Source organism: Alcanivorax nanhaiticus, assembly GCF_000756665.1.
Classification (GTDB): domain Bacteria; phylum Pseudomonadota; class Gammaproteobacteria; order Pseudomonadales; family Alcanivoracaceae; genus Alcanivorax; species Alcanivorax nanhaiticus.
In genome coordinates this window covers 37252-62138 of record NZ_ARXV01000001.1, presented here as the reverse complement: position 1 = coordinate 62138, position 24887 = coordinate 37252, and the positions used below count along the sequence as shown (strand labels likewise).

Here is a 24887-nt window from a genome sequence, read left to right as displayed (position 1 = left end):
CTCTCGTGTTTTGGGCTTGTTGTGGGAGTCTGCTTGCAGACGAAAGGTTGGGGTATTCGCGTGCAGGCACGCTCCCTCAGTGGTAAGCACGCTTTCAGGTTTCGGGGTGAGGTGCGACACTTTGCCGCATTGGCATTTCTGTTCTGGCCGGTAGTCTTGCGTCCGTCGCTCACTACCGGACTTTTGTTATGTTTCTGCGTGTTCTTCCTGTTGTCGCTTCACTGGGCTTGGTTAGCCTGCCTGCTTTGTCTCATGCCCACTATGATGGTGGCCGTGCAGACAGCCACGCGCCGATTTCCGTGATGGGTGACCATACCCATGGCAAGGGCGAGTGGATGCTTTCCTACCGCTACATGGGCATGAGCATGAGCGGGGCAAAATCGGGCAGTGATTCGTTGAGCACCGAGGAAGCGTTTGCCGAGATTCCGGGTATGGGCATGATGAACATGAAGGTGCTGCCCTATGAAATGACCATGGATATGCACATGCTGGGCGGCATGTATGCGCCTACGGACAATCTCACCCTTGTCGCCATGCTGCCCTATGCGACCCGTGAGATGACGGCCAAGTCCCGTATGACCATGATGATGAATACCACCGAAAGTGAGGTGGAGACAGAAACCTCTGGTATCGGCGATGTGAGCCTGGGGGGCTTGTACAAATTCTACGATCAGGGTGGTTATCGCCTGCATCTGAATCTGGTGCTGGGACTGCCGACCGGGTCCATCGAGGAAGAAGACTATATCCCTATGCAGCAGCAGGATGTTCAGCTGCCTTATGGGATGCAGCTGGGTTCTGGCAGTTATGAAGCGCGCCCGGGTATTACCCTGAACAAGCAGTTTGACAGTTGGAGCTGGGGTGCCCAGGCCAGCGCGAAGATCGCGCTGGACGAGAATGATCAGGGCTACAAGCTGGGGTCGCGAAAGTACCTGACCGCCTGGGCTGCCAAGCCGTTGGCTCCCTGGGCTTCTGTATCCGTTGCTGCCTACAAGAGCTGGTGGTCGGACATTCATGGTGAGGCAAAGGATCTCACCATCTCCCCGCAGATGAATCCGGGGGCGGACCCTGATGCCAAGGGCGGCCAGCGTCTTGATATCGGTGTCGGTCTGAACCTGCTGGGCAAGAACGGCGCCCTGGAAGGCCACCGTCTGGCGTTTGAATACAAGGCTCCGGTGCAGGAATCACTGCACGGTATTCAGATGGAAACTGACTACAGTTTTACTGTGGGCTGGCAGAAAGCCTTCGGGGGAAAGTGATCCTGCTGCAGGCACGCCGCTCGCGGTGCGATAACCAGACCAGGATCAAGACCTTTTTCACCACAGAGATCACAGAGTTCACAGAGAAAATCCGTTGTTTTATCTCAGTGCACTCTGTGATCTCTGTGGTAATCCATCTTTTAAAGGCAGTGCGGTTATCGCGCCGCGAGCGACGCTCCTACGGCCGGCAGGGGCGGTGGGCGTTCGACCGCGATGCGGGGTTTCAATTCTGGCTCGGCACATCGCGACGGAACCGTCGCTCCCACAAGAGCGGCATGCTGCGGCAGAAAACTCCCGTCCCTGTGGGAGTGGGCGTTCGACCGCGATGCGGCGCTTCAACCCTGGTTCGGCACATCGCGGTGGAACCGCCGCTCCCACAAAAAAAGCCGCGCCTTTTCGGGCGCGGCTTTTTTGGAAGTGGTGCCGGATATAGGAGTCGAACCTACGACCTTCGCATTACGAATGCGCTGCTCTACCAACTGAGCTAAACCGGCGTGCCTCGGGGGGCGGCGCTATTCTAGCAGGACGCCCCGTGCAGGCAAGCAGGAATCAGCCTTCCTGCTTGATGCCGGCCAGTTTGCGGGCATGCCACTTCTTGGTCTCTACCTCCATGCCACGCAAGATCTGGATGCGCTGGGCCTGGGGGCTGCCGGCACCATGCATGGACTCGGTGAGGTAACCCACGGCGTTGCGGCCCAGGGTCATGTTCTCGATGAGTCGAAGGATGCGCATGCGATCCTCGGTGGGAATGTCTTCGCGGCCCTTGAGGAAACGGCGGATGATTTCGCCGGCTTCTTTGTTTTCCAGGTCTTGCTCACTGGGCATGGTGACCATGATGCCGCCGGCCAGATCCTGGGCGAGACGGGAAATCTCATAGGGGAAGCGAGTCACGTTGTGCTTGCACACGTTGGCCAGCATGGTGTCGTTCATGTAGATGCCACTGGGCATTTTCTTTGCTTCGTGGGAGCTGGCGATACCGGAGGAGTAGATGGTCTCGTTCAGGTGGGTCATTTCCACCAGCTTGTCGCGGATGTGGCTGACTTTCTCCAGGCCGTTGTATTCGGCGATGGAGGCAGCTGCGCCCACCATGACGTCGCCCAAACCGGTTTTGCACACGTAGCTGGCGCGGTGGTAGGCGGTGAAACGGGTCACCAGTTCCTGGGCGAATTCGTATTCGCCGTCCATGAATACATGCTCGTGGGGAATGAAGACGTCGTCGAAGTAGACCAGCACTTCCTGGCCGCCGTACTGGGCGTTGCCCTGGTCGATCTCGCCGCCTTCCATGGAGCGGGTGTCGCAACTCTGGCGGCCGTAGATGTAGGTGATGCCTTCGGCGTCACCGGGAATCATGCCGACCACGGCATAATCCTTGTCGGCTTCACCCAGGTTCATGGTCGGGAGTACGCAGATCCAGTGCTGGTTCCAGCCGCCGGTCATGTGGGCCTTGACGCCTTTCACATAGATGCCTTTGTCGGTACGGCGAGTCACGCGCATGAACATGTCCGGGTCGGCCTGTTCGGATGGGCGCTTGCTGCGATCTCCTTTCGGATCGGTCATGCCGGCGGCAATCAGGATGTTCTTGCGCTGAGCTTCCTTGAGGAAATCCAGGTAGCGCTGGTGGTACTGGGTACCGTGCTTTTCGTCGATTTCGTACGTCACCGAGTGCAGCACACTGATGGTGTCCAGGCCGGTACAGCGCTGGAAACAGGTGCCGGTGATCTGGCCCATGCGGCGCTGCATCTTGTTCTTCATTACCAGATCGGCAGGGGATTCCACGATGTGCAGGAAGCGGTTGACCTGTTGCTCAATCAGCGGTGACCAAGCGGTGGCAAGGTCTGGATCTTCGATGGCCAGATCGTAGCTGGCACGCAGGGCGTTGATGCTGGGTTTGATCATCGGGTGATCAGCAGGTTCGTCGATCAATTCACCAAACAGGAAGAGGCGGGTGCCGCGGTTGCGCAGGCTGGCCAGGTAATCTTCGCCGGTCTTGATGACGGGAATGCGCGCCCATCGATCCTGAGCGGATTCTTCACGTGACGGGGCAGGGGTCGCAGCGTTCATGGGGCCTCCAGTGTTCTTGGTGGATATCCGGCAGCGTCAGGCAAGCAACGCCACATGACATAACTTGGGTATGTCATCGATGGTATACACGGTGTAACAGCGTGCAATGACAGAATCGGTCGTTGTGCTCTACGGTCAAGTCAGGGAGGCGGAAGGGACGGAGGGAAGAGCGATCCGGGGAAACAAAACCGTTTCGAGTTACGAGAAGCGAGTTTCGAAAGGCAAAAGCTGAATGTTTGGTTTTCGCAACTCGAAACTCGTTACTCGCTTCACTGGAATCTTTACCTCGCTTTGGCTCGGATCGCTTGCAGCCACACCCTGAAGGGCACAGAGAGTCCTACAAGGGGGGCTACGACTTGAACGTCATGGAGGCGGAGTTGAGGCAGTAGCGCTGGCCGGTGGGGGGCGGGCCGTCAGGGAACACATGGCCAAGGTGGCCGTCGCAACGCGCGCAGCGGATTTCTACCCGGACCATGCCGTGGCTGGTGTCACGCAGCTCACGGATGTGTGCGCTGTCAAAGGGTTCGTAGAAACTGGGCCAACCGGTGCCGGACTCGAACTTGCTGGTGGAGTTGAACAGCGGCAGGTCGCAGAGCTTGCAGTGGTAGATGCCGTCTTCCTTGTTATCCAGCAGGCCGCCACAGAAGGGGGGCTCTGTGCCTTGGTTAAGCAGGATGCGGCGCTCTTCTTCGCTCAGGTTAGCGGCGTTTTGCTGCTTTTCCGCATCGCTCAGCGGGGTCAGGTCATAGCCGCTGGAAGACGTGGCCATCAGGCATCTCCTTTGAGTTTGTCGGGGAAGGCATGGAACAGTTTTTCCACTTTGGGCATGGCGACAGCACGGATATAGCCCTGTTGGGGGTTACGTTGCGCAAAGTTCTGATGGTACGCCTCACCAGGGAAGAATTGCTGCAGTGGTTCCAGCGTGGTGACAATGGGAGCGGTGAAGGCCCCTGCGCTTTCCAGCTGCTTTATATAGGCAGAGGCGACGGTTTTTTCTTCCGCGCTCTGAAAAAAAATAGCTGAGCGGTATTGGGTGCCACGATCGTTACCCTGACGGTCTTTCTGGGTGGGATCGTGGGCGATGGAGAAAAATACCTTCAACAGCTCACTGTAGGGAATCACGTTGCTGTCGTATTCAATATCGATCACTTCAGCGTGACCGGTGGTGCCTGTGCAGACTGCCTCATAGTTGGCCGTTGCAGGATCTCCGCCGGCATAGCCTGAGGTGACTGCCAGGACGCCTTCCAGATTCAGGTAAACCGCCTCAACACACCAGAAGCAGCCACCAGCGAGAATGGCATGGCGAATGCCGTCGGCAGCCAGGTCGGTGTTGGCGTCCGGAAATTGTTCGGGGTGAATCGCCAGAGTGGTGCCGGGTATCACCGGGGTCATGGTTGTCTCCTTGGGAGCCCTGAAGCATTCAGGGTCTTCTTCAAACCTTGCTTCCCGGAGCCCCGGATTCTTCCGGGGCTCCGAGTGGCAAAGCGGTTAGTCCTGTTTCACGGCACCGCTTGCAATGAGTGCTTCAATCGCATCCTCGTCCATTCCCGCATTACGAAGTACGGCAAGGCTGTCTGCTCCTGCCGTGGTGGCTGCCCTGATTTCACCAGGGGCGCTTCGTGAAAAGCGCGGGGTGGGAGCGGGTTGAATGCTACCGTTTACGTCGACAAAGGAACCGCGAGCTACGTTATGCGGGTGTGAAGGCGCTTCTTCAAGGCTCAGCACCGGAGCAAAACAGACATCGGTACCTTCCATGAGCTCGCTCCATTCATCGCGGCTCTTCTGTTTGATGACGGCAGCCAGCTTTTGTTTCATCTCTGGCCATTTGGGCGGGTTCATCTGATGCCCAAAGTCTTCTGCCGGCAGCTCGGCAATCTGGCACAGCTGGGCATAGAACTGGGGCTCGATGCTGCCAATAGAGACATACTTGTTGTCTGCGGTTTCATAGACCTCATAGAAGTGGGCCCCGGAATCCAGCATGTGGGTACCGCGCTGATCGGTGAACAGCCCTTGTGATTTCAGGCCGTAGAACATGGCCATGAGAGCGGCAGACCCTTCTACCATGGAGGTGTCGACCACCTGGCCTTCGCCTGAGCGCTGTGCTTCGAGGGCGGCACAAACCAGACCAAAGGCGAGCATCATGCCGCCGCCGCCAAAGTCGCCTACCAGGTTCAGGGGAATGGCAGGCTTCTCTCCGGCGCGGCCCATGGCATGCAGGGCACCAGACAGGGAGATGTAGTTCATGTCGTGGCCGGCGGCCTGGGCCAGCGGGCCGGTCTGGCCCCAACCGGTCATGCGACCGTACACCAGTTTGGGATTACGGGCCATGCAATCTTCCGGGCCAATGCCCAGCCGCTCGGTGACACCGGGGCGGAAGCCTTCGAAGATACCGTCGGCGGTTTCGCACAGTTTGAGGACGGTTTCGATGCCTTCCGGCTTCTTCAGGTCCAGGGCAAGGTTCTGGCGGTTGCGAAACAGGACGGTGTGGCCGATGGCGGAGTGGGGATTGCCACCGGGGCGATCAACGCGAATCACGGTGGCGCCCATGTCGGCGAGCATCATGCCACAGAAGGGGCCGGGGCCAATGCCGGCCAGCTCGATGAAAGTCAGTCCGTGAAGTGGGCCTGTCATAGAGAGTTTTCCGTTGTCAGGTGTTGGTTCGGATACCGGCAACGGGTGCTGCGCCCAAGCCGGGCGCAAGGCATGCCTGCGCTACAGGTATCCCTGTTCTCGTAGTGTCTTGCGCAGGGCCTGGCACTGACTCTTGGCGATGGCGACCATGTTATTGGCTTCATGAGTAGTCGCCACCCCGGTCCATATCGGGCTGCCCTGGGCATTGATCAGCTCAGCGCCATGCTGGCGAAGGGCATCCGGAACGTCAGCCTGCTTCAGATCGCCGCCAATGCCCATCTCCCAGGTGGGAGGCGGGCTGCCGGGCGGCTGATTTATGGCGTTGAGCTGATTTACCGGTTGCGGTGGCTCGGCAGCATTAATCAGCAAATGGGTCAGTTCCACGACCAGAACCCGGTCTACGCCGGTGTCCTGCGCCCAATCGAGAATGCGTTGTTTTCCACCTTCATACCATAACGGTAATTCTTGATGGCTGAGCAAAATGGTCAACGAATCGGAGGAAAATATATCCCTGCAGGTCAGTTCCCAAGTTTCCCGGACGCCACCTTCCGGGGTGTGGGCCACCAACAGCATGCGATCGGTGGCGGGGAAGCTCTCTTCGCTGGTGAAGCGGGTCGTGACTTCCGTGGTGCTGGCGCAACCTGCTAGCAGCAGGGTGGGCAACAGCACAATCAATAGTGAGCGCATGGCAGATCTCCGTCTTCAGAGATACGAAGTGTAGCAGCGCCATGCGGGTGTCACATCCCATTCACCTTTGGATTAGCAAAGGAGCGGGTCAGTAAAAAGGCAGCCCCTTCCGATAGGCGAGTGCAAATTAGCGCCTATCGGTGGGCTCGGGAGGCCGGTATCGGGGTATCTTGGATCTGACAGGGAAAGGGAAAAGCTCAGCTATGCCTTCGGATAACGTAGGGGAAGCTGACCGCAGGATGCGTGACGTTGCGGCGTGTAACGGAAATTCACAAAGTGCTCACCTAAAAGCAAAGTTTGAACTCCGTCACAACATTTAAGTAACGCAAAGCCACCGTAATTCAATTTTTTTTGCTCCTGCCTCCTATTCTAATGATTGCACTGTTTATTCATACCCAAGGGGGGTAGTCATGAAAGGATGCATGCGCATCAGCACATTGGCCGCCAGTGTCATGTTGGCATCGAATGCCATGGCCGCTGAGGACAATGCTGAACCGACTCGCCAATATCTGGCACCGATGGTGCATTACCTGATTCTCGATGATGATCGGGATCTTGCCCGTAATGGTTTGGGTGGTGGTCTGATTTACGGCCGCCAGCTTTCTGATCATGTGTGGTGGGAAACGGAAGGCAATGCCTTCGGCCTGGATTCCGGTATCGAGGGAGCCACGGATTTTTACCAGTACTCCGTGAGCACAGGTCTGGCCTACGCGTTCGGTGATCGCGAAGGGTTTACGCCTTTTGTACTGGCCCAAATCGGCGGTATCTACGAAGACGTGGTGCCCGATGATGACGACGGGATCAACCTGCACGCCAATGTGGGGTTGGGCGCAGTGACGGGTCCTCTCTTCGATAATGGCCTCAAGCTACGCGTGGAAGGTCGTTACATGTATGACGATTTCGACGGCGTGTCAGGCACCGCCTCCGATGGCGAGGGTGGTTTCAATGACTGGCGTGTCTCTCTGGGTCTGGAAATTCCGCTGGGCGTCACGCGCACTGTGGAAGTAGAAAAGATTGTCTACGAGACCCGTGAAGTGGAAAAAGTGGTCGAGAAAGTAGTTGCAGAAGCCGACAGCGATAATGACGGCATTCCAGACAGCCGCGACAAGTGCCCGAATACGCTTGCCGGAGGCAAGGTGGATGGACAGGGCTGTCTTCTCAAGAACCAGACCATTTCCTTTAACAATATCGGCTTTGAGCTGAACTCAGCGAAGATTACTGCTACTTCTCGTCCGACCCTGGACAAGCTGGCCCAATCTCTGCTGTCCCAGACTGATTTCAACGTGGAAATTGCCGGCCATACCGACAGTAGCGGTTCCGCCGAATACAACGAAACGTTGTCTGATAAGCGTGCTAAGTCCGTCCGTGAATATCTGATTGAACAAGGTGTTTCCGGTGATCGTCTGACGTCCCGCGGATATGGCGAAGTGGATCCGGTTGCCAGCAATGAAACCGCATCCGGTCGTGCAATGAACCGCCGTGTTGAATTCCGCGTCAGCGAATAAGGAGACAGATCATGAAAAGTGCAATGAAAGCTTTATTTTCAATACTGATGGCTGCCTCCCTGGCGCTGGTGCTGAGCGGTTGTGAAGCCGAAGGCGACGGCAGCAGTGGTGGTAACGGCAACAACAATCCCAACACCCGCTCACTGGATACAGACGGTGACGGGATCCCGAATAACGTGGATAACTGCCCGCTGAATGCCAATGCCATGCAGGAAGACCAGGATGGCGATGGTATCGGTGACGTCTGCGACGATGACCGTGACGGCGATGGCGAAGATAACCCCACCGATAACTGTCCGCTGGTGGCCAATCCGAATCAGGAAGACACTGACGGTGATGGCATCGGCGACGCCTGTGACATGGACAATGACCAGGACAAAGACGGCATCGATGACGGTGTAGATAATTGCCCGACTATCTTCAACCCGGAGCAGGGTGATGTGGATGGCGACGGTATTGGCGATGTCTGTGATGACGACGCGGATGGTGATGGCGTTGACAACACCAATGATAACTGTGTGTACACCGCCAACGCGGATCAGGCAGATACCGATACCGACGGTATTGGCGATGCCTGTGAAGATGACCGTGACGGTGACACGATTCTGGATCCGAACGACAACTGTCTGAACCTGCCCAACACGGATCAGGCTGACCAGGACCTGGATGGCATCGGGGATGTGTGTGACGACGACCGCGATGGTGACGGCGTGGATAACGACACCGACAACTGTCCGCTGGTCGCCAATGCAGATCAAGCTGACAGCGACGGTAACGGTATTGGTGATGTGTGTGACGGTGGCGGCGGCGATCCCACTGACACTGACGGTGACGGCAAGCCGGATGCCACCGACAACTGCCCGCTGATTGCGAACAACGACCAGGCTGACGGCGACGGTGACGGCAAGGGTGATGTGTGTGATGACGATGGCTTTACTTGTTCCGCCACCTCCACTTATCAGTCCATTGGCAATACGGATTACACTGCGCTGGGCGGCTCTCTGGGTCTGTGTCTTGCCTGCGGTGTAGACGATGAAGCCAACATTATCGATGGTAACAACGCCACTTTCGCTTCCATGAACCTGGGTGTGGCGCTTCTCTACGGCGGTGCTGCGGTTGCGGTGGAAGCCAATGACCCCGCAAATGATTTCAGCGCGGATGTTGTGGGCTTTGTGGTAAGCGACCCCACTTCAGCGTTGCTGAATCTGGAGCTGCTGGGTAATTTCATCACCGTTCGTTACTATGACGATGGAACCGAAGTGGAGAGCGCCACTGTGGGCGGTGGTCTGTTGGATCTGGACTTGTTGGGTCTGGGCGCCAACTCTGATCAACGCTTTATCGCAGCACCGGACCCAGGTGTGGCCTTCGACGCCATCCAGCTTGAGTACGCCGGTCTGCTGAACGCGAACAAGACGTTCCGTGTACATGAAGTGTGTGCCGGTACGCCCTGATGCTTGATCAGTGGTAGCGAAAAAGGGGCCTTCGGGCCCCTTTTTTTGGTTCATCGCGGCTTGCCGGGAAGTTGCTGCTACCAAGGTTTTCCCGTAGGAGCGTCGGTTATTCGCTCCGCTCACCCCTACGGGGCCGCCTTGACAGGCGTTCCTTCGCTGCGCTCGGTCGCGGCGCGATTCCAGCGCTTAACTTCGCCCGGGTGAAATCGGCGTCTGGTGGGAGATTCAGCTTGCTGAATGAAGGTTCTGGTAGCGCGCCCTGATCTACAGCAGCATTCGTTCAGGAAGCTGAACTTCCCACACAAGCAACAAAGCCAGTTTTACCAGAGAGGTTGAAGGGATCGCCGAGTCTGAAATCGCGCCGCCAGCGACGCTCCTACGGAATGGACCTTGCTGCGAGCCATTCCCACGAATCCGCGATGAACCTTTATTCATTGCGGATTGGGTTTTTGGCTCCACCGTAAAGCCGGCCATGTAGGATTGTCGCGGCGGCGCGATTGCCAACTTATCTAAAGACAGAATGGTCACACAGGACACACAGGACACAGAGAGCATTGAGGGGGGAAGTCATTTTCTCTGTGAACTTCGTGTTCTCTGTGGTGAATAAGCTTTTGATCATGGTCTCGAATCGGGCTTTGTCGCTAATCCGCCATGAATCGTTTTCAAGCCCGAACGGGGAAGCCCCACGATCCCGGTGCCTGATTGCCTTGCTCTGTGAAAGTGAAGAAGAGGGTGATTGAAGCAGATACAAGCGGCGGTTACTTTCGTCGGATTTGAGTATACAGGGGGGATGTGGGTACCTTAGGCTCAAGCGTTGAGGGATAAGACTGGGGAATGTTATGCGATCTGTAGTGACTGTCTGGCTGATGTTCTTTCTGGCCCTGATGGTGGGCTGTGACTCCAACAGCGGTGACGCAGTGCCGGAGGTCGGCGAGGCCGTCAGTACGTTCGAAAACTATGAAGAAACGGGGGATCTGTCTGATCTGCGCGAGCGAGGCTACATCCGCCTGTTGGCCCCCCGCTTCGATGAGCCTTCCGCATTGCCTCGGGACGGGATTCCCAGCGTGGATTATCAGGTGCAGGCAGAAGCCTTTGTGCGCTCGGTGAACCTGGAGCCGCGCTGGGTTTATGCCGATGATTTCAATGAGCTGGATGACCTGATCAATGCCGGTAGCGCGGACATCATTGTCACCAATTATTCCGTTACGGAATCTCGCAAAAAATCCCTGTCATTTTCCACGCCGGTTAATTCCGTTCAGGAAAAACTCGTTGTTCCCGCGGATCTGGCGGGTAAAACCCTGGCCGAGATGGAAGGCCTGGTGATTTCTGTTCCTGAGGGGACTGCCTATCAGGAAACGGCGGAAAAACTGTCCCGTCGCCATAAGCATGTCAGCGTGGAAGTGCTGGATGGCAGTATGTCTGATGAGGAGCTGGTGGCTGCGGTGGAAAGTGGTGAATTGTCGGCCACCATCATCGACAGCAACATGCTTGGTCTGCTCCTGGGAGAGAAAGAGGGGGTGACAGCTGCGGTAGAGGGACCCGTGGTCAATCGTAAGCGGCGTATTGCCTGGGCTGTGCGAAAAGGCAGCAAGGAGCTGCTGGATCAGATGAATCAATACATCACCAGCGAGCGGGTGATGACGTCGGTGGATGAACCCGAACTTCGCGACTGGGCAGCGATCAAGAACAGGGGCGTGCTTAGGGTCATCACGTCCAACAACCCGGCCAGTTACTTTATGTGGCGGGGGGAATTGATGGGGTTCGATTATGAGCTCATCAAGCATTTTGCCAAAACCCATCACCTGCGGGTGAGCGTGCGGGTGGAAGAATCGGCGAGCGATATGTTTGCTGCGCTGCAGGCCGGAGAAGGGGATGTGATTGCGGCGTCCATGACCCGTACTCCCGATCGGGAATCCCTGGGGTGGATGTTCAGTAAGCGCTATCTTGAAGTGTATGAGCAGTTGATCGGGCGTGCAGATGATGCTCTGTTATCGAGTCTGGATGATCTGGCTGGCCGGTCGGTGGCTGTGAGCCCGGACAGTGCTTTCTATGGCACTCTCAAAGCGCTGCAGATGGGTGGGTTGAAGTTCGATATTGTTGAAGTTGAAGGGCTCAGTACGGAGCAGCTGATTGATGCCGTCGCACACGGCATCTATGACCTAACCGTATCAGACAGTCATCTGGCAGCGATGGAGTCGACCTACCGGGATGATATTGCGGTGTTGTACCAGTTTGAGCCAGCCAAGGAGATTGCCTGGGGCTTGCGACCCGAACAGACTGCGCTACGGGAGCAGCTGGATAATTACATCAAGCGCAATTATCGCGGCCTGTTCTACAACGTCACGTTTAATCGCTACTTCAAGGAAAAGAAAACCATCGCCACTCATGCTGAATACCGTGTCACCCTTGGCAAGGATATTTCGCCCTATGATGAACTGGTGAAGATGGAATCCCTCAAGTATGGACTGGACTGGCGGCTGATTACTTCGCAGATGTATCAGGAGAGCCGTTTCAACCCCAAGGCTCGCTCTTTTGCGGGAGCGCAGGGATTGCTGCAAGTGATGCCACGTACGGGGCGCCAGTTTGGTTACAGTAATCTGACAAAACCGGAGAACGGAGTCAGTGCAGGGGTGGCATATATGGATTGGCTTGAGCAGCGCTTTCCGGCACGGCTTGATCTGGCAGAGAAGTTGTATTTTACACTGGCCGCCTACAATGCCGGGCATGGCCATGTAGAGGATGCCCGGCGATTGGCGCAGCGGCTCGGCAAGGATCCTGACAAGTGGTTCGGCAATGTGGAGCAGGCAATGCTGTTGCTGTCGAAGCCACAATATGCCCGTCAGGCAAGATATGGCTATGTGCGGGGGTCTGAACCGGTGAAATATGTGCGGGAAATCAAAAACCGCTACCTGGGCTATGTGGAGGCGCTTGAAGAGCCGGGTTGACGCTTTGCAACTCTTTTACAAGTTCGGACTGGAAAAGGCATGGATTCATCCCAAACTCTGTTGTTGCCAAAGGTTCTATTCAGGAACAGTCACTAACAGGAGGTTGTGATGGATCGCAATGCTTTTATCGAGAAACTCAAGGCCAAGCTCGATGAGCTTGATAACGAAGTCGACAAGTTCCAGATCAAGGCCGACCAAGCTGGTGAGAAGGTTCGCCATGAATGGGAGAACCGCAAGCTGGAGCTGAAAGAGAAGCGGACGGAGCTGCAGTCCCGGCTTGATCAGCTGCGCAATGACAGCAATGCGCAGTGGGAAGAGCTCAAGACACACGCAGAAAAAACCTGGGACAGTGCCAGGAACAGCATGAAAGATATTCGCGACAGCCTGTTTAAATAGGCGTTGTGAGACGAGAAAGTGAGAGGCTTCTTGGCCCTCAAGCAGGCAGGCTTTGCCGCGGCAAGGCCTGCCTTCACTTCATGGGGGCAGATTGGAGTGAATCAGGCTGTAGTCACTCGCTTCTGCAGCCACTCGGCCATAACCTGATGGACTTCATCCCGACAGCAATCGTTGAGAATTTCATGACGGCCTTCGGGCCAGAAGTGGGCCTCAACCGGTTGTTCCATGGCATGCATAACGCTTTCCAGTGCCATCATTCCCTTGCCCATGTGGCTCATGGGGTCGGCTTCCCCTCCTACCAACAGAACTGGCAGAGTTTCGGGTAGTTCGGACAGTTGCGCCACACTGTGCACCTTCCTCAACCCCTGGCTGAGCTGGAACCAGGTTTCGGTACTGCAATCGAAACCACACAGGTCGTCGTCAATATATTGTTGCACCTGATCCGGGTCGGCACTTAGCCAATCAAAATCCGTGGCGGGTTCAGGAACCTGTTTTGCCCAGGTGCCAAAGGTCATTTTGCGCAGCAGCCCGCTGGTGCCACGTTTGCCATTTTTCAGACGTACCATCCGGATAGGCAATTGCATCATGCGGTAGTAGATCGCGGGGTTATAGTCGCTACCACAAAGCACCAGTCCCGCCAGTGATTCACCTGCCTGCTCCGCGGCACCCAGAGCGATGAAGGAGCCCATGCTGTGGCCGCCAAGCACACAGGGAAGCCGGGGGTGGCGGGCTTGTGCCCAGGCAAGCACTTCACAGGCATCATCGACGACCCGCTGCCAACCATCATTATCGCCGTAATGCCCCTTCGGGCAGCTCTCGGAGATGCTCAAGCCATGGCCGCGGTGATCGGGGCAGTAGAGATGCCAGCCCTGCGCATTGAGGTGTTCCGCCAGAGCACCATAGCGGCCTCCGTGTTCTGCCATGCCGTGCAGCCAGACCAGCACGCCCCGGCTGTCGTTATCCGCAGCGGGCCAGTAGTGAATGCCGATGCGGTGTTGGTCATCGGTGATGTGATGGAGGCGTTCTTCGGTCATAATGATCTCCCGGCCGCGTCGCGTCCTGCGACCGCCGAAGCAAGCTGTGTTCAAGAGGACGGACAATGATAGCAAGAATAAAAGCAATCCTGACGACTTTGGCAGCGTTGCTGCTGCTAAGTGCCTGTGCCACCAGTCACAATACGGATGTTACCAGCTCTGCCCGGGTTAAGGGGCATGCCCCCGGCGATCACGTGAACAAGGTGATCGTGATTGCACTGGTCAACGACAGCAAGATCCGTACGGTGCTGGAAGATCGTGTGGTCAGCGCGCTTCAGGAGCGTAAGGTAGAGGCTTCTCCCTCCCTGCCGGTATTGGGCGAGAACTATGGTGAAGGCAAGGCCCGCAGTGAAATGGCAGCCGATATTGCCAGCCGTGGTTATGAATCGGCGTTGGTGATCACCCTGGTGGATGTGAAGGAAGAAATGCACTACACCCAGGGTGGCATGAACTATGCGCCGGATATTGCCGTGCAGGGTGCCATGGGGCAGACCTATTACGTACGCCAGAACTCGGTCTATGAACCGGGTTATTTCAGTAATGACAAAAAATACTTCCTGGAGTCGAACCTGTACCGCCTGCAGCCGGAAGCGCTACTATGGTCGGCCAAATCCACCACCGTAAATCCTGCGGATGTGGAAGCAGGTACCGCGGGTGTCGCCGAGGCGGTGGTGAGCCGTATGGCCAAGGATGACATGATCTGAGCCTGCACGCGTTTGCCATTCAACGGGGGCTACGGCCCCCGTTTTTGATGTTGCTGTTTTACTGAATCAGAGCCTGGAGTTTTCATGATTGAATACCGGATTCGCCCGTTGCGCCCTGAAGCGCACCTTTTTGAAGTCAGTCTGACCGTGGCGGACCCGACTCCCGAGGGGCAGGCTTTTTGTATGCCTGCCTGGATTCCTGGCAGCTACATGATTCGCGATTTTGCCCGGCATCTGGTGCATATCGAGGCGGATAGCCACGGCGAAACCCTGCCCATCGCGAAGATCGATAAGCAGACCTGGCAACTCCCTCCTTGTGAAGGCCCGGTGCATATCCAGTACCAGGTTTACGCCTGGGACCTTTCCGTGCGTGGCGCACATCTGGATACCACCCATGGCTATTTCAATGGCACCTGTGTGTTCCTAGCGGCCATGGGGCACGAGGACAAGCCTTGCGAGGTGGAGATTCAGGCACCGGAGGGCAAGCGTTACGAAGACTGGCGCGTGGCCACCGGGCTGGAGCGCCTGTCCGGTTCTGATTTGGCATTTGGGCGTTTCCGTGCCGAAAACTACGATGCCCTGATTGATCATCCGGCTGAGATGGGGCCGTTCGACTATGCCCAGTTTGAGGCCTGTGGAGTGCCCCATTGGGTAGTGCTGTCTGGTCGTCACCATGCAGACATGGCGCGCTTGTGTCGGGATTTGAAACCGATTTGTGAGCACCATATCCGCATGTTTGGTGAACCGGCTCCCATGGATCGTTATTTGTTCATGACGCTGGTCACCGGGAATGGCTATGGCGGGCTTGAACACCGAAACTCCACCAGCCTCATGTGTGCCCGTGATGATCTGCCCAAGCGCACCGATGATCCGCTCAAGGTGCGCGATGGCTATCGCACCTATCTTGGCCTGTGCAGCCACGAGTATTTCCATACCTGGAACGTGAAACGGATCAAGCCAGCGGCCTTTACGCCGTTTGAGCTTTCCAGCGAAGTGCATACCGAGCTGTTGTGGGCTTTCGAAGGGATTACCAGTTACTACGATGACCTGTTTCTGGCGCGCACCGGACTGATCCCGGCGCAAAGTTATCTGGAATTGCTGGGACAAACCCTGACCCGCGTTTATCGAGGGCAGGGGCGTTTCAAGCAAACCGTGACGGAATCCAGTTTTGATGCCTGGACGCGTTTTTATCAGCAAGACGAGAATGCACCCAATGCCATCGTCAGCTACTACACCAAGGGCTCACTGGTAGCGCTGGCGCTGGATCTGACCATTCGCAACGCCACTCATGAGCAAAAGTCGCTGGATGACCTGATGCGTGTGCTTTGGAGCCGCTACGGGCAAACCGGGGAAGGGGTGCCGGAGCAGGGTATTCAGCCGCTGGCGGAAGAGGTCTCAGGGTGTGATCTTTCCGCTTTCTTCGAACAGGCTCTCTACAGCACGGAAGATCTGCCTTTGGCTGAATTACTGGCGGAGCGCGGCGTGGAGCTGAACTGGCGGAGTGCTGCGGGGCATGCTGATAACGGTGGCAAGCCGGGCAAGGAAGGTATTCCTCATCTTGGGGCTCGCATGGTGGCGGATCCGGTGGGTGCCAAGATTGCGGTGGCGTTTGAGCAGGGGCCGGCCATGGCGGCGGGCCTGTCGGCAGGGGATATCATTATCGCGGTCGACGGCTTGCAGGCCACTAATGCCAACCTGGATAACCTGCTGGCCAACTTCTTGCCGGGTGAGACCGTGGAGTTGCATGCTTTCCGTCGTGATGAACTGATGACCTTCAAGGTAAAAATCGGTCCCAGTGAACCCAGTACGGCCTTCCTGAGCATTGCCAAGGGCGGGCTGACCGAGAAAGGGAAGGCATGGCTGCATGTTAGTGAAAAGTGAACGGTTAAGAGTGAATAGTGAAAATCAAAATCTGAAGTCATGGCCACTGCCGAGCTGTCACCCCAGTGCGTGTTCGGGCGCTGTTAACTGTTAACTATTCACTGTTCACTCATGTCTCTGAAGTCGTTATACAACCAGTTGAAAAACGTCCGCCATGCCGACCGCTTTCGTTTAAAAAAGCGCGTGGATGGGTTGGCGCGTCTGCCTGAGGAAAAGCGTAGCCAGTCGGCCATGGACAAGCTGGCCACGGCAATGGCCGCATCCATTGCCAACCGTGAACAGCGCCTGGCTTCCATGCCTGCACTGGAATGGCCGGACCTGCCTGTGGTGGCCAGCCGTGAAGAGATCAAGGCGGCGGTGCGCGATCATCAGGTGGTGGTGATCGCCGGGGAAACCGGCTCCGGGAAAACCACCCAGCTACCAAAAATCTGTCTGGAGCTGGGACGAGGAATTGAAGGCACGATTGGCCATACCCAGCCGCGACGTCTTGCAGCACGGGCGGTGGCCAGCCGGGTGGCGGAAGAACTCCACAGCCCGCTGGGTGGCGCGGTGGGGTTCAAGGTGCGTTTTGCGGAGCAGGTGAGCGAGACCAGCCTGATCAAGGTGCTCACCGATGGTATGTTGCTCAATGAAATCCAACAGGATCGCTTTCTCAATCAATATGACACCTTGATCATTGATGAGGCCCACGAACGTAGCCTCAACATTGATTTTTTGCTGGGTTATCTCAAGCAGCTGCTTCCGCGACGCCCTGATCTCAAAGTCATCATTACCTCTGCGACCATCGATCACGAACGTTTTGCCGAGCATTTCAATGGTGCTCCGGTGCTGGAGGTGTCGGGCCGGACATATCCGGTAGAGATGCGTTACCGGCCTCCGACGGAGGGGCAGGAGCTGTCGCGTCAGATCGAGGAGGTACTGCGGGAAATACAACGGGATGAGCGACAACAAGGCTTGCCCATGGCCCGTGACGTGCTGGTGTTTCTGGCGGGGGAGCGCGATATTCGCGATGTCCATCACCACCTCAAACACTGTGATCTGAAGGATACCGAAATTCTGCCGCTTTATGCGCGGCTGAGCCAGGCAGAGCAGCATCGTATTTTTTCGCCGCACCGCGGTCGTCGTGTGGTGCTGAGTACCAATGTGGCAGAAACCTCGCTGACGGTGCCGGGCATTCGTTATGTGATTGATGCGGGTACGGCGCGTATCAGTCGCTACAGCGTGCATTCCAAAGTGCAGCGCCTGCCGGTGGAGCCGGTCAGCCAGGCCAGTGCCAACCAGCGGGCCGGGCGCAGTGGGCGGATCATGCCGGGCATTTGCTTCCGCCTGTACGAGGAAGAGGACTTTATCGGCCGGCCAGCGTTTACCGATCCGGAAATCCAGCGTACCAACCTGGCTGCCGTTATCCTGCAGATGGCCGATCTGCGCCTTGGCAAAGTAGAAGATTTTCCGTTTATTGAACCGCCGGATGGCCGCTTGATTCGGGACGGTTATCGCCTGCTGGATGAGCTTGGCGCGTTGACGGAAAAACAGACACTGACAGCCATGGGGCGTCAGCTGGCGCGTTTCCCTCTGGATCCGACACTGGGCCGCATGTTGGTGGCCGCCGCAGAGCGAAATGTGCTGTATGAAACTCTGATCGTGGTGTCGGCCCTGGCGGCTCAGGATCCTCGTGAGCGTCCCCATGACAAGCAGCAGCAGGCCGACCAGGCCCATCAGCCCTTTACCGATAAACAGTCGGATTTCCTGTTTTTTGTGAAGCTTTGGCATTGGGCGGAACAACAGCGGGAAGCCTTGAGCCGCAACCAGTATGAAAAGCTGCTGAAGAAGACCTTCCTTTCCCCAACCCGGATGCGTGAGTGGCGCGATACTCATCGCCAGCTGTTGCTGCTCAGCAAGGAGCAGGGGTGGGCGCTGAACAAACTGGCAGTGAACGAAGAGGGGGCAGCCGAAGCAAGCTTCGCGCCATTGCACCAGTGTTTGCTGACCGGGCTGGTGACCAATGTCATGCAGCGCACGGAGGAGGGGGAGTGGCTCTCGACCCGAAACCGCAAACCGTTGGTGTGGCCGGGGTCCAGTTTGTCGAAAACCAAGGCGCGCTGGTTGATGGCCGCCGAGCAGGTGGAAACCAGCCGGCTGTTTGCGCGGACGGTAGCGAAAATAGAACCGGAATGGGTGGAGGCAGCAGCGTCCCATCTGATTAAACGTCAGTATTTCGAGCCGCACTGGTCGAAGAAGCGTGGTTGTGCCATGGCCAAGGAGCAGGTGAATCTGTTCGGCCTGATCCTGGCCAGCGGCCGGCGGGTGAACTACGGGCCGATCCATCCTGAGGAATCCCGTGAGCTGATGATTCGCGAGGGGCTGGTGATGGGCCAGCTCACGCGCGAGCCGCCCTTCGTCAAGGCTAACCGGGAGCTGTACGAGTCTCTGGAAGCCATGGAGCACAAGCTGCGGCGGCGGGATATCCTGGTCGACGAAGAAGCCAGGGTGGCCTTCTACGATGCGCGTCTGCCAGCCTCTCTGAATACGGTAGCGGGCCTGATGAGCTGGTACAGCCGAAAGGCGACCAAGGCGGAGCAGAAGGCCCTGCTGATGGACAAGGATTTTCTGCTGTCGCGCAGCCCCGAGCTGGCCGGGGGGCAATTCCCGGATAGCTTGCGAATGGGCGATCTGACCTTGCCGCTGGAATACAGTTTCGACCCCAGTGGCGACCGTGACGGTGTGTCCCTGCTGGTGCCATTGGCGGTACTGAACCAGGTGCCGGAAGCGCGACTCGACTGGCTGGTGCCGGGGCTGCTCAAGGAAAAGCTGGAAGCCTTGATCCGCGCCTTGCCCAAGGCCCGTCGCCGTCACTTTGTGCCGGTGCCGGATTACGTCAGCGCCTTGCTCGATACCCTTACCCCTGATGAGCCCTTGTTAGCCGCAATGACCCGCGAGTTGCAGCGCATGACCGGGATACGCGTTGAGCGGGAAGAGTGGCAGGACGGGGCGTTGCCAGAGCACTTGCGGATGAATATCCGGGTGCTGGATCAGCTGGATGGTAAACCGAAAGTATTGGCCCAGGCGCGAAGCCTGAGTGAGGTAAAGGAGCGCCTGGCAGGGGTGCAAGCGACCCTGCCGGAACCGAAAGCGACAGAGCCTGCTCTGGAAGGGCAGGAATGGCTCTTTGGGCACCTTCCCGAAACCGATGAGCAGGAGATGGGGGGCATTCGTTTACGCCGCTATCCCGCTTTGCAGGATAACGGTGACAAGGTCACTTTGGTCTACCGCGATACGGCAGAAGAAGCACAGTGGGAGCATCGCTGGGGAACCGCTCGCCTGCTCGGCTTCAAATTGTCTGTCCAGCTGCACGATTTGCGCAAGCAGGCATCACAAATGGCCGGTTTCCAGAAGCTCAAGACCGAGAAGGGGCCCATGGCCCGGCATGCGCTGGATTATGCCTTGCTGCGCCTGCTGGCCGAGCACTTTCAGCTTGCTGAGCCGGTACGCGATGCCGACGCCTTCAAGGCGCGTCTGGATGCGCACCGAGGCGACTTTGTTCCCTGGGCCGCTGAGCAGCTGCAGCAGATCGCAGGCTGGTTCAATCTCTATCGACAGCTAATGGCCAAGTTGGAGAAAAACTTCCCGCTAGCCTGGGCCCATGCCCACCGGGATCTCAAGCAGCAGCTTTCGGTGTTGTTTTGTGACGACTTCCTGCTGCAGATGCCCTGGGCCTGGCTGCAGGAATACCCCCGTTATCTGAGTGCCATTGAGCACCGGCTGGAAAAACTGGGAGGGCAGATTGGCAAGGATCGCACGGAGAGCGCAGAGCTGGAGGCGTTCAGCAAACAGCACAATACCCGAGCAGCCGGGCAGCCATTGTGGCAGCAGCCCGAGCCCTTGCAGACCTATTTCTGGATGCTGCAGGAATACCGGGTGAGTCTGTTTGCCCAGCAACTGGGTACGAAAGTCCCCGTCTCAGCCAAACGGCTAAACAAACAATGGGAGTTGTGTTAATCGGGCCAGATCGGGATAAAAGCGGAGACGCCCTTTGCGCCCGTGCCCCTGAATCCGGATAATCGACCCATTCACCTTTTCCGGGAGGGTCAATCCCTCCCGTTTCGAGTGCGAGGACTCGCTGTGAGCTATTCTGTTGTTATTTCCGGCACCGGGCTGTGGACTCCGGAGCAGACCATCACCAATGATGAACTGGTGGCAGCCTTTAACCAGTATGTGGAGCGTTTTAATGCCGAGCATGCCGATGCCATCGCTGCGGGAGAGGTAACCGCGCTTGATGCCTCCAATTCTGCCTTTATCGAGAAGGCGTCGGGTATCAAACAGCGCTACGTGATCGACAAGAGTGGTGTGCTTGATCCGTCCCGTCTGGCTCCCAGCATTCCGGAGCGCGGGGATGATGAGGTTTCCATCCAGGCTGAGATCGCTGTCAATGCTGCCCGCCAGGCGCTGGAAAATGCCAATCTGACGCCGAATGATCTGGATGCGGTGTTGGTGGCCTGTTCCAATATGCAGCGCCCTTATCCGGCAATGGCTGTCGAGGTGCAAGCTGCCCTTGGTATGGAGCATGGCTGGGGTTATGACATGAATGTGGCCTGCTCCAGCGCCACCTTTGGCATTCAGGCGGGTGTTGATGCCATTCGCAACGGCAGCGCCCGACGCGTGCTGATGGTCAACCCGGAAATCTGTTCTGCTCACCTGGCCTGGCAGGATCGTGATTGTCACTTCATTTTCGGCGATGTGGCCACGGCGGTGATTCTGGAGCGCAAGGAAGACGCGACCTCGGATAATCAGTGGGAAGTGCTGGGTACACGTTTGCAGACCAAATTCTCCAACAATATCCGCAATAACTTCGGTTTCCTTAACCGCTGTGATGAGAGCGGCATTGGTGCCCGTGACAAGCTGTTCCGGCAGGAAGGACGTAAGGTCTTCAAGGAAGTGTGTCCGATGGTGGCGGAGCAGATCAGTTCGCACCTGGCGGATACCGAGATCGCCGTGGAATCGCTGAATCGCATGTGGCTGCATCAGGCCAACCTGAGCATGAATGAGTTGATTTCCAAGCGTGTGTTGGGTCGTCAGGCGACCCGCGAGGAAGCGCCGGTGATTCTGGATGATTATGCCAATACCAGTTCAGCGGGCTCCATTATCGCTTTTCACAAGTACAACAGTGACTTGCCGGCGGGCAGTAATGGCGTGATTTGTTCCTTCGGGGCAGGTTACTCCATTGGCAGCGTGATCGTTAACCGCATCAAGTAAGCGGGCGCAGTCGCGGTTCTGGCTGCCCTGTCACGAGTGACGAGTGACGAGTATCGAAAATCAACACCATCTCTTGGTTTTCGTCACTCGTGACTCGCAACTCGAGACTCCTTGGCCCCTTCGAACCATGCCCGAGGGTAACCTCTGGCGCTCGGTCAAATAAATAGCCTTTCTTCCGTAACGTTTACCTCACAGCCGCATCTCTATATTGTCTGATACAGGCGCTACATCAAAAACGCCTGAACCGTTTTGCCTAAGAGCCACCTGGCTCGGGGATGCGGCTTTGGACATTCAATAATGACGTATGGAGACTCAACATGGCTAAGCTGACCAAACTGAACCCTCTTGCCGCCACCGTAGGCGCTGCTGTTGTTGCCACTGCCATGGCCGCCCCGGTAGCAGCCAATGCTGCAGAGAACCCGTTTGCTGTTTCTGATCTGAAAGCCGGTTATCAGCTGGCTGGCGACCACGCGGAAGGCAAGTGTGGCGAAGGTAAATGCGGTGACAAGAAAGGCGAAGGTAGCTGCGGCGAGAAAGGCGGCGAAGGCAAGTGTGGTGAAGATAAAGGCGGTGAAGGAAAATGTGGTGAAGGCAAGTGCGGTAGCGCATAAGGCAGGCTTGTCATGAACCACAAGACACCAGTGTCCGGTGTGGGCCTGGGTCTTCGGCGGGCCCTGATGGGCCCGCTTTCCCGCGCCGAATCACCTCCCTTTGATTTCATGGAAGTGGCTCCGGAAAACTGGATTCCCATGGGCGGGCGCCTGGGCAAGGAATTCAGAAAGTTTACCGAGCGATTTCCGTTCGTGACCCATGGTTTGAGTCTGTCCCTTGGCGGGCCAGAACCGCTGGATTTCGAGCTGTTGGGGTCTATCAAGACCTTTCTGCGTGAACACGATATTCGCCGGTATACCGAACACCTGAGTTACTGCAGTGATCATGGCCATCTCTACGATTTGATGCCGATTCCGTTTACCGAAGAAGCCGTTCATTACGTGGCCGGTAGGGTGCGCCAGGTGCAGGATTTTCTGGAGCAGCCTATTGGTATTGAGCATGTCAGTTACTATGCGGCTCCCGGTTCGCAAATGTCCGAGCTGGAATTTGTTAACGCGGTCCTGCAAGAGGCTGACTGCGAACTACTGCTGGACGTGAACAACGCCTACGTGAACAGCATCAACCACGGTTATGACCCAAAGGCATTCATCAGTGGTTTGCCCGGTGAACGTATCTGCTATGTGCACATCGCTGGGCATTTCGATGAGGCTGACGATCTGAAAGTCGATACTCATGGTGCGGCGGTGATCGACCCTGTCTGGGAGCTGCTGCAGCATGCCTACCGAGAATTTGGCGTACTGCCGACCTTACTGGAACGGGATTTCAACTTTCCTGGTGAGGACGAACTGTTTGGTGAGCTCCGAGAGATTGGTCGTTACCAGCAACAGTATGCTGCCAAAGAGCGTAAACTGGGATGAGTGACGCGGACTTCCAGCGCCTGCAACGGGCCTTTGCCGGTCACCTGCGCAACCCTCATACCCGCCCGGCTCCAGAGGGTATCGAAGAGCGCCGTCTTGCGATCTACCGCAATCTGTTTTTCAACAATGTAAATGGCTTTATCGAGCAGGGCTTTCCGGTGTTGTTTTCGCTGCTGAGTGCTGATCGCTGGCAGCGACTGGTGCGAGGTTTCTTTGAACACCATGCCTGCCAGACCCCCTATTTTCTTGAGATTCCCCAAGAGTTCGTCAGTTATCTTGCCACAGGGGAGGGCGGCGAAGAGGGCGATCCCCCGTTCCTGCTGGAGCTTGCTCATTATGAGTGGATGGAACTGGTGCTGGATGCCTCAACCGAGTCGTTTCCTGAGGCAGGGTTTCATCCTGAAGGTGACTTGTTGCGGGCCATTCCGCAACTCAGTCCCCTTCATGCTGTGCTGTCCTATCACTTTCCTGTGCATGAGATCTGTGCTGATTTTCAGCCTGATGCTCCCTTGCCGCAGCCGGTTTGGCTTCTGGTCTACCGCAATCGGCAAGATCAGGTTCGTTTCATGGAAATCAATGCTCCTACGGCAAGGTTGCTGCAACTGATTGATGAGAATCCCGCTCTGACTGGTGCCGAGGTGGTGAGCGTGCTGGCGGGGGAAATGCAGTTTGATGAAGACAAGCTGACAGAATTTTCTCGTGGCATTCTGCAACAAATGCTTGAACGCGACATCCTTATAGGGACAACGCTGAAGCGTTGTTAAATGCCTTTCTGGCCCTTTTGTGTGAACGGCTGAGCGTGATCAGAAGGGTTGTGAGTAGCGAGTTGCGAGAAGCGAAAACCGGTAGACAAAGCGCTGCCGTCGATTTCGAAATTTCTCAAGCCAATACTTGTGACTAGATGCCGCCAGCGTGGCTCGGGCCGGGAGACGTTATCTGTGACGGAGAGTCCCCTATGCTCGCTCTGATGAAAACGATCCATCAAACTCTGAATACCACGCGTGTGGTAGATTTTCTTGCCCCTCTGGCTCTGCGGCTTTTTCTGGCCCCGGTCATGATCAGTGCAGGCTACAACAAGGCGATGAGTTTTGAGAGTACAGTTGCCTGGTTTGGCAATGAAGAGTGGGGGCTGGGACTGCCTTTCCCGCTGGTGTTGGCATTTCTGGCGACTGCCACCGAGCTGGTAGGGGGCGTTCTGTTGTTGATTGGCCTGCTGACTCGCTACATTGCCTTGCCTTTGATGGTGACCATGCTGGTTGCCATGGCCACGGTGCATTGGGAGCATGGCTGGTTTGCCATCACGCCGACCAATCCGGCAACGAGTATGGCGGCACCGCTGGCCAAAGTCGGTTTCCCCGGGGCGGAAGGCAGCCTGAAAAACAGTGTTGAAGCAGGGGAGAGGCTAAGCCGTGCGCGCGCTATCCTCAAAGAGCATGGCCATTATGACTGGTTGACCGAGAAGGGCGGGTTTGTGGTTCTGAACAACGGTATCGAATTTGCCATGAGTTACTTTGTCATGCTGCTGGCGTTGTTTTTCTGGGGAGGAGGACGGTATCTGAGCCTGGACTATTGGGTGGCTCGTCGCTGGCTTCCTCCTGAAACAGTGTAAAAACTGTC

The 24887-nt window shown here is 56.8% G+C and carries 19 protein-coding genes, 1 tRNA gene and 1 pseudogene; 14 read left to right on the top strand and 7 right to left on the bottom strand.

All coding sequences use genetic code 11. From position 1 onward, the window contains the following. Positions 1-188 precede the first annotated feature (188 nt). Positions 189-1256 (top strand): transporter, encoded by a 1068-nt coding sequence (locus tag Y5S_RS00270; RefSeq protein WP_035229223.1) that lies wholly within the window; start codon positions 189-191, stop codon positions 1254-1256. Positions 1257-1674: 418 nt separating this feature from the next. Here Y5S_RS00270 and Y5S_RS00265 read toward each other — a convergent pair. The 6 genes from Y5S_RS00265 to Y5S_RS00240 all read right to left on the bottom strand — a co-directional run bounded on the left by Y5S_RS00265 (position 1675) and on the right by Y5S_RS00240 (position 6635). Continuing rightward, positions 1675-1750 (bottom strand) — tRNA-Thr (locus tag Y5S_RS00265). Between the two features lie 55 nt (positions 1751-1805). Next, positions 1806-3317 (bottom strand): 4-hydroxyphenylacetate 3-hydroxylase family protein, encoded by a 1512-nt coding sequence (locus tag Y5S_RS00260; protein WP_052041257.1) that lies wholly within the window; start codon positions 3315-3317, stop codon positions 1806-1808. A gap of 349 nt (positions 3318-3666) precedes the next feature. Continuing rightward, positions 3667-4086 (bottom strand): peptide-methionine (R)-S-oxide reductase MsrB, encoded by a 420-nt coding sequence (gene msrB / locus Y5S_RS00255; protein ID WP_035229221.1) that lies wholly within the window; start codon positions 4084-4086, stop codon positions 3667-3669. Then, positions 4086-4709, bottom strand: coding sequence for a peptide-methionine (S)-S-oxide reductase MsrA (gene msrA / locus Y5S_RS00250; protein ID WP_035229218.1), 624 nt, complete (start codon positions 4707-4709; stop codon positions 4086-4088). The genes msrB and msrA overlap by 1 nt, the downstream gene beginning before the upstream one ends. 96 nt (positions 4710-4805) lie before the next feature. Next, on the bottom strand, positions 4806-5948 hold the full coding sequence (locus Y5S_RS00245) for a CaiB/BaiF CoA transferase family protein (protein WP_035229215.1): 1143 nt from the start codon (positions 5946-5948) through the stop codon (positions 4806-4808). Between the two features lie 81 nt (positions 5949-6029). Next, positions 6030-6635, bottom strand: a complete 606-nt coding sequence (locus Y5S_RS00240; protein WP_035229212.1) for a hypothetical protein — start codon at positions 6633-6635, stop codon at positions 6030-6032. Between the two features lie 410 nt (positions 6636-7045). Between Y5S_RS00240 and Y5S_RS00235 the strand changes: the two genes are divergently transcribed. From Y5S_RS00235 to Y5S_RS00220, 5 genes and pseudogenes are all read left to right on the top strand, one after another. Further along, positions 7046-8140, top strand: a complete 1095-nt coding sequence (locus Y5S_RS00235; RefSeq protein ID WP_035229211.1) for an OmpA family protein — start codon at positions 7046-7048, stop codon at positions 8138-8140. A gap of 146 nt (positions 8141-8286) precedes the next feature. After that, positions 8287-8448: pseudogene (locus tag Y5S_RS20145) on the top strand (thrombospondin type 3 repeat-containing protein); the annotation flags it as partial. Next, entirely contained in the window at positions 8443-9591 is a 1149-nt protein-coding gene (locus Y5S_RS00230; protein WP_407921411.1) for a thrombospondin type 3 repeat-containing protein, read from the top strand. The pseudogene Y5S_RS20145 and the gene Y5S_RS00230, both read left to right, overlap by 6 nt. An 839-nt stretch (positions 9592-10430) precedes the next feature. Continuing rightward, a complete protein-coding gene (locus Y5S_RS00225) occupies positions 10431-12536 on the top strand; it encodes a transporter substrate-binding domain-containing protein (RefSeq protein WP_035229206.1) in 2106 nt (701 codons plus the stop codon). A gap of 108 nt (positions 12537-12644) precedes the next feature. After that, entirely contained in the window at positions 12645-12932 is a 288-nt protein-coding gene (locus Y5S_RS00220) for a sll1863 family stress response protein (protein ID WP_035229203.1), read from the top strand. Positions 12933-13033: 101 nt separating this feature from the next. Here the strand turns inward: Y5S_RS00220 and Y5S_RS00215 are convergent, their stop codons facing one another. Beyond that, entirely contained in the window at positions 13034-13966 is a 933-nt protein-coding gene (locus tag Y5S_RS00215; RefSeq protein WP_035229202.1) for an alpha/beta fold hydrolase, read from the bottom strand. A 65-nt stretch (positions 13967-14031) separates the two neighbouring features. Here Y5S_RS00215 and Y5S_RS00210 point away from each other — a divergent pair, with 65 nt between their 5' ends. The 8 genes from Y5S_RS00210 (at position 14032) to Y5S_RS00175 (ending at position 24879) form a co-directional block, all read left to right on the top strand. Next, positions 14032-14670, top strand: a complete 639-nt coding sequence (locus tag Y5S_RS00210; protein WP_052041255.1) for a hypothetical protein — start codon at positions 14032-14034, stop codon at positions 14668-14670. 84 nt (positions 14671-14754) lie between these two features. Beyond that, entirely contained in the window at positions 14755-16551 is a 1797-nt protein-coding gene (locus tag Y5S_RS00205) for a M61 family metallopeptidase (RefSeq protein ID WP_035229197.1), read from the top strand. 111 nt (positions 16552-16662) lie between these two features. Next, on the top strand, positions 16663-20547 hold the full coding sequence (hrpA, locus tag Y5S_RS00200; protein ID WP_035229195.1) for an ATP-dependent RNA helicase HrpA: 3885 nt from the start codon (positions 16663-16665) through the stop codon (positions 20545-20547). A 123-nt stretch (positions 20548-20670) separates the two neighbouring features. Further along, complete coding sequence (locus tag Y5S_RS00195) at positions 20671-21801, top strand: beta-ketoacyl-ACP synthase III (protein ID WP_035229194.1); 1131 nt, start codon at positions 20671-20673, stop codon at positions 21799-21801. A gap of 317 nt (positions 21802-22118) precedes the next feature. Then, entirely contained in the window at positions 22119-22412 is a 294-nt protein-coding gene (locus tag Y5S_RS00190) for an HvfA family oxazolone/thioamide-modified RiPP metallophore (RefSeq protein WP_035229191.1), read from the top strand. A 12-nt stretch (positions 22413-22424) separates the two neighbouring features. Beyond that, on the top strand, positions 22425-23270 hold the full coding sequence (locus Y5S_RS00185; protein ID WP_035229189.1) for an HvfB family MNIO-type RiPP peptide maturase: 846 nt from the start codon (positions 22425-22427) through the stop codon (positions 23268-23270). Continuing rightward, a complete protein-coding gene (locus tag Y5S_RS00180) occupies positions 23267-24034 on the top strand; it encodes an HvfC family RiPP maturation protein (protein ID WP_035229187.1) in 768 nt (255 codons plus the stop codon). Before Y5S_RS00185 ends, Y5S_RS00180 begins: the two co-directional genes overlap by 4 nt. A gap of 191 nt (positions 24035-24225) precedes the next feature. Next, positions 24226-24879, top strand: a complete 654-nt coding sequence (locus Y5S_RS00175) for an HvfX family Cu-binding RiPP maturation protein (protein ID WP_035229185.1) — start codon at positions 24226-24228, stop codon at positions 24877-24879. Positions 24880-24887: the final 8 nt, after the last annotated feature.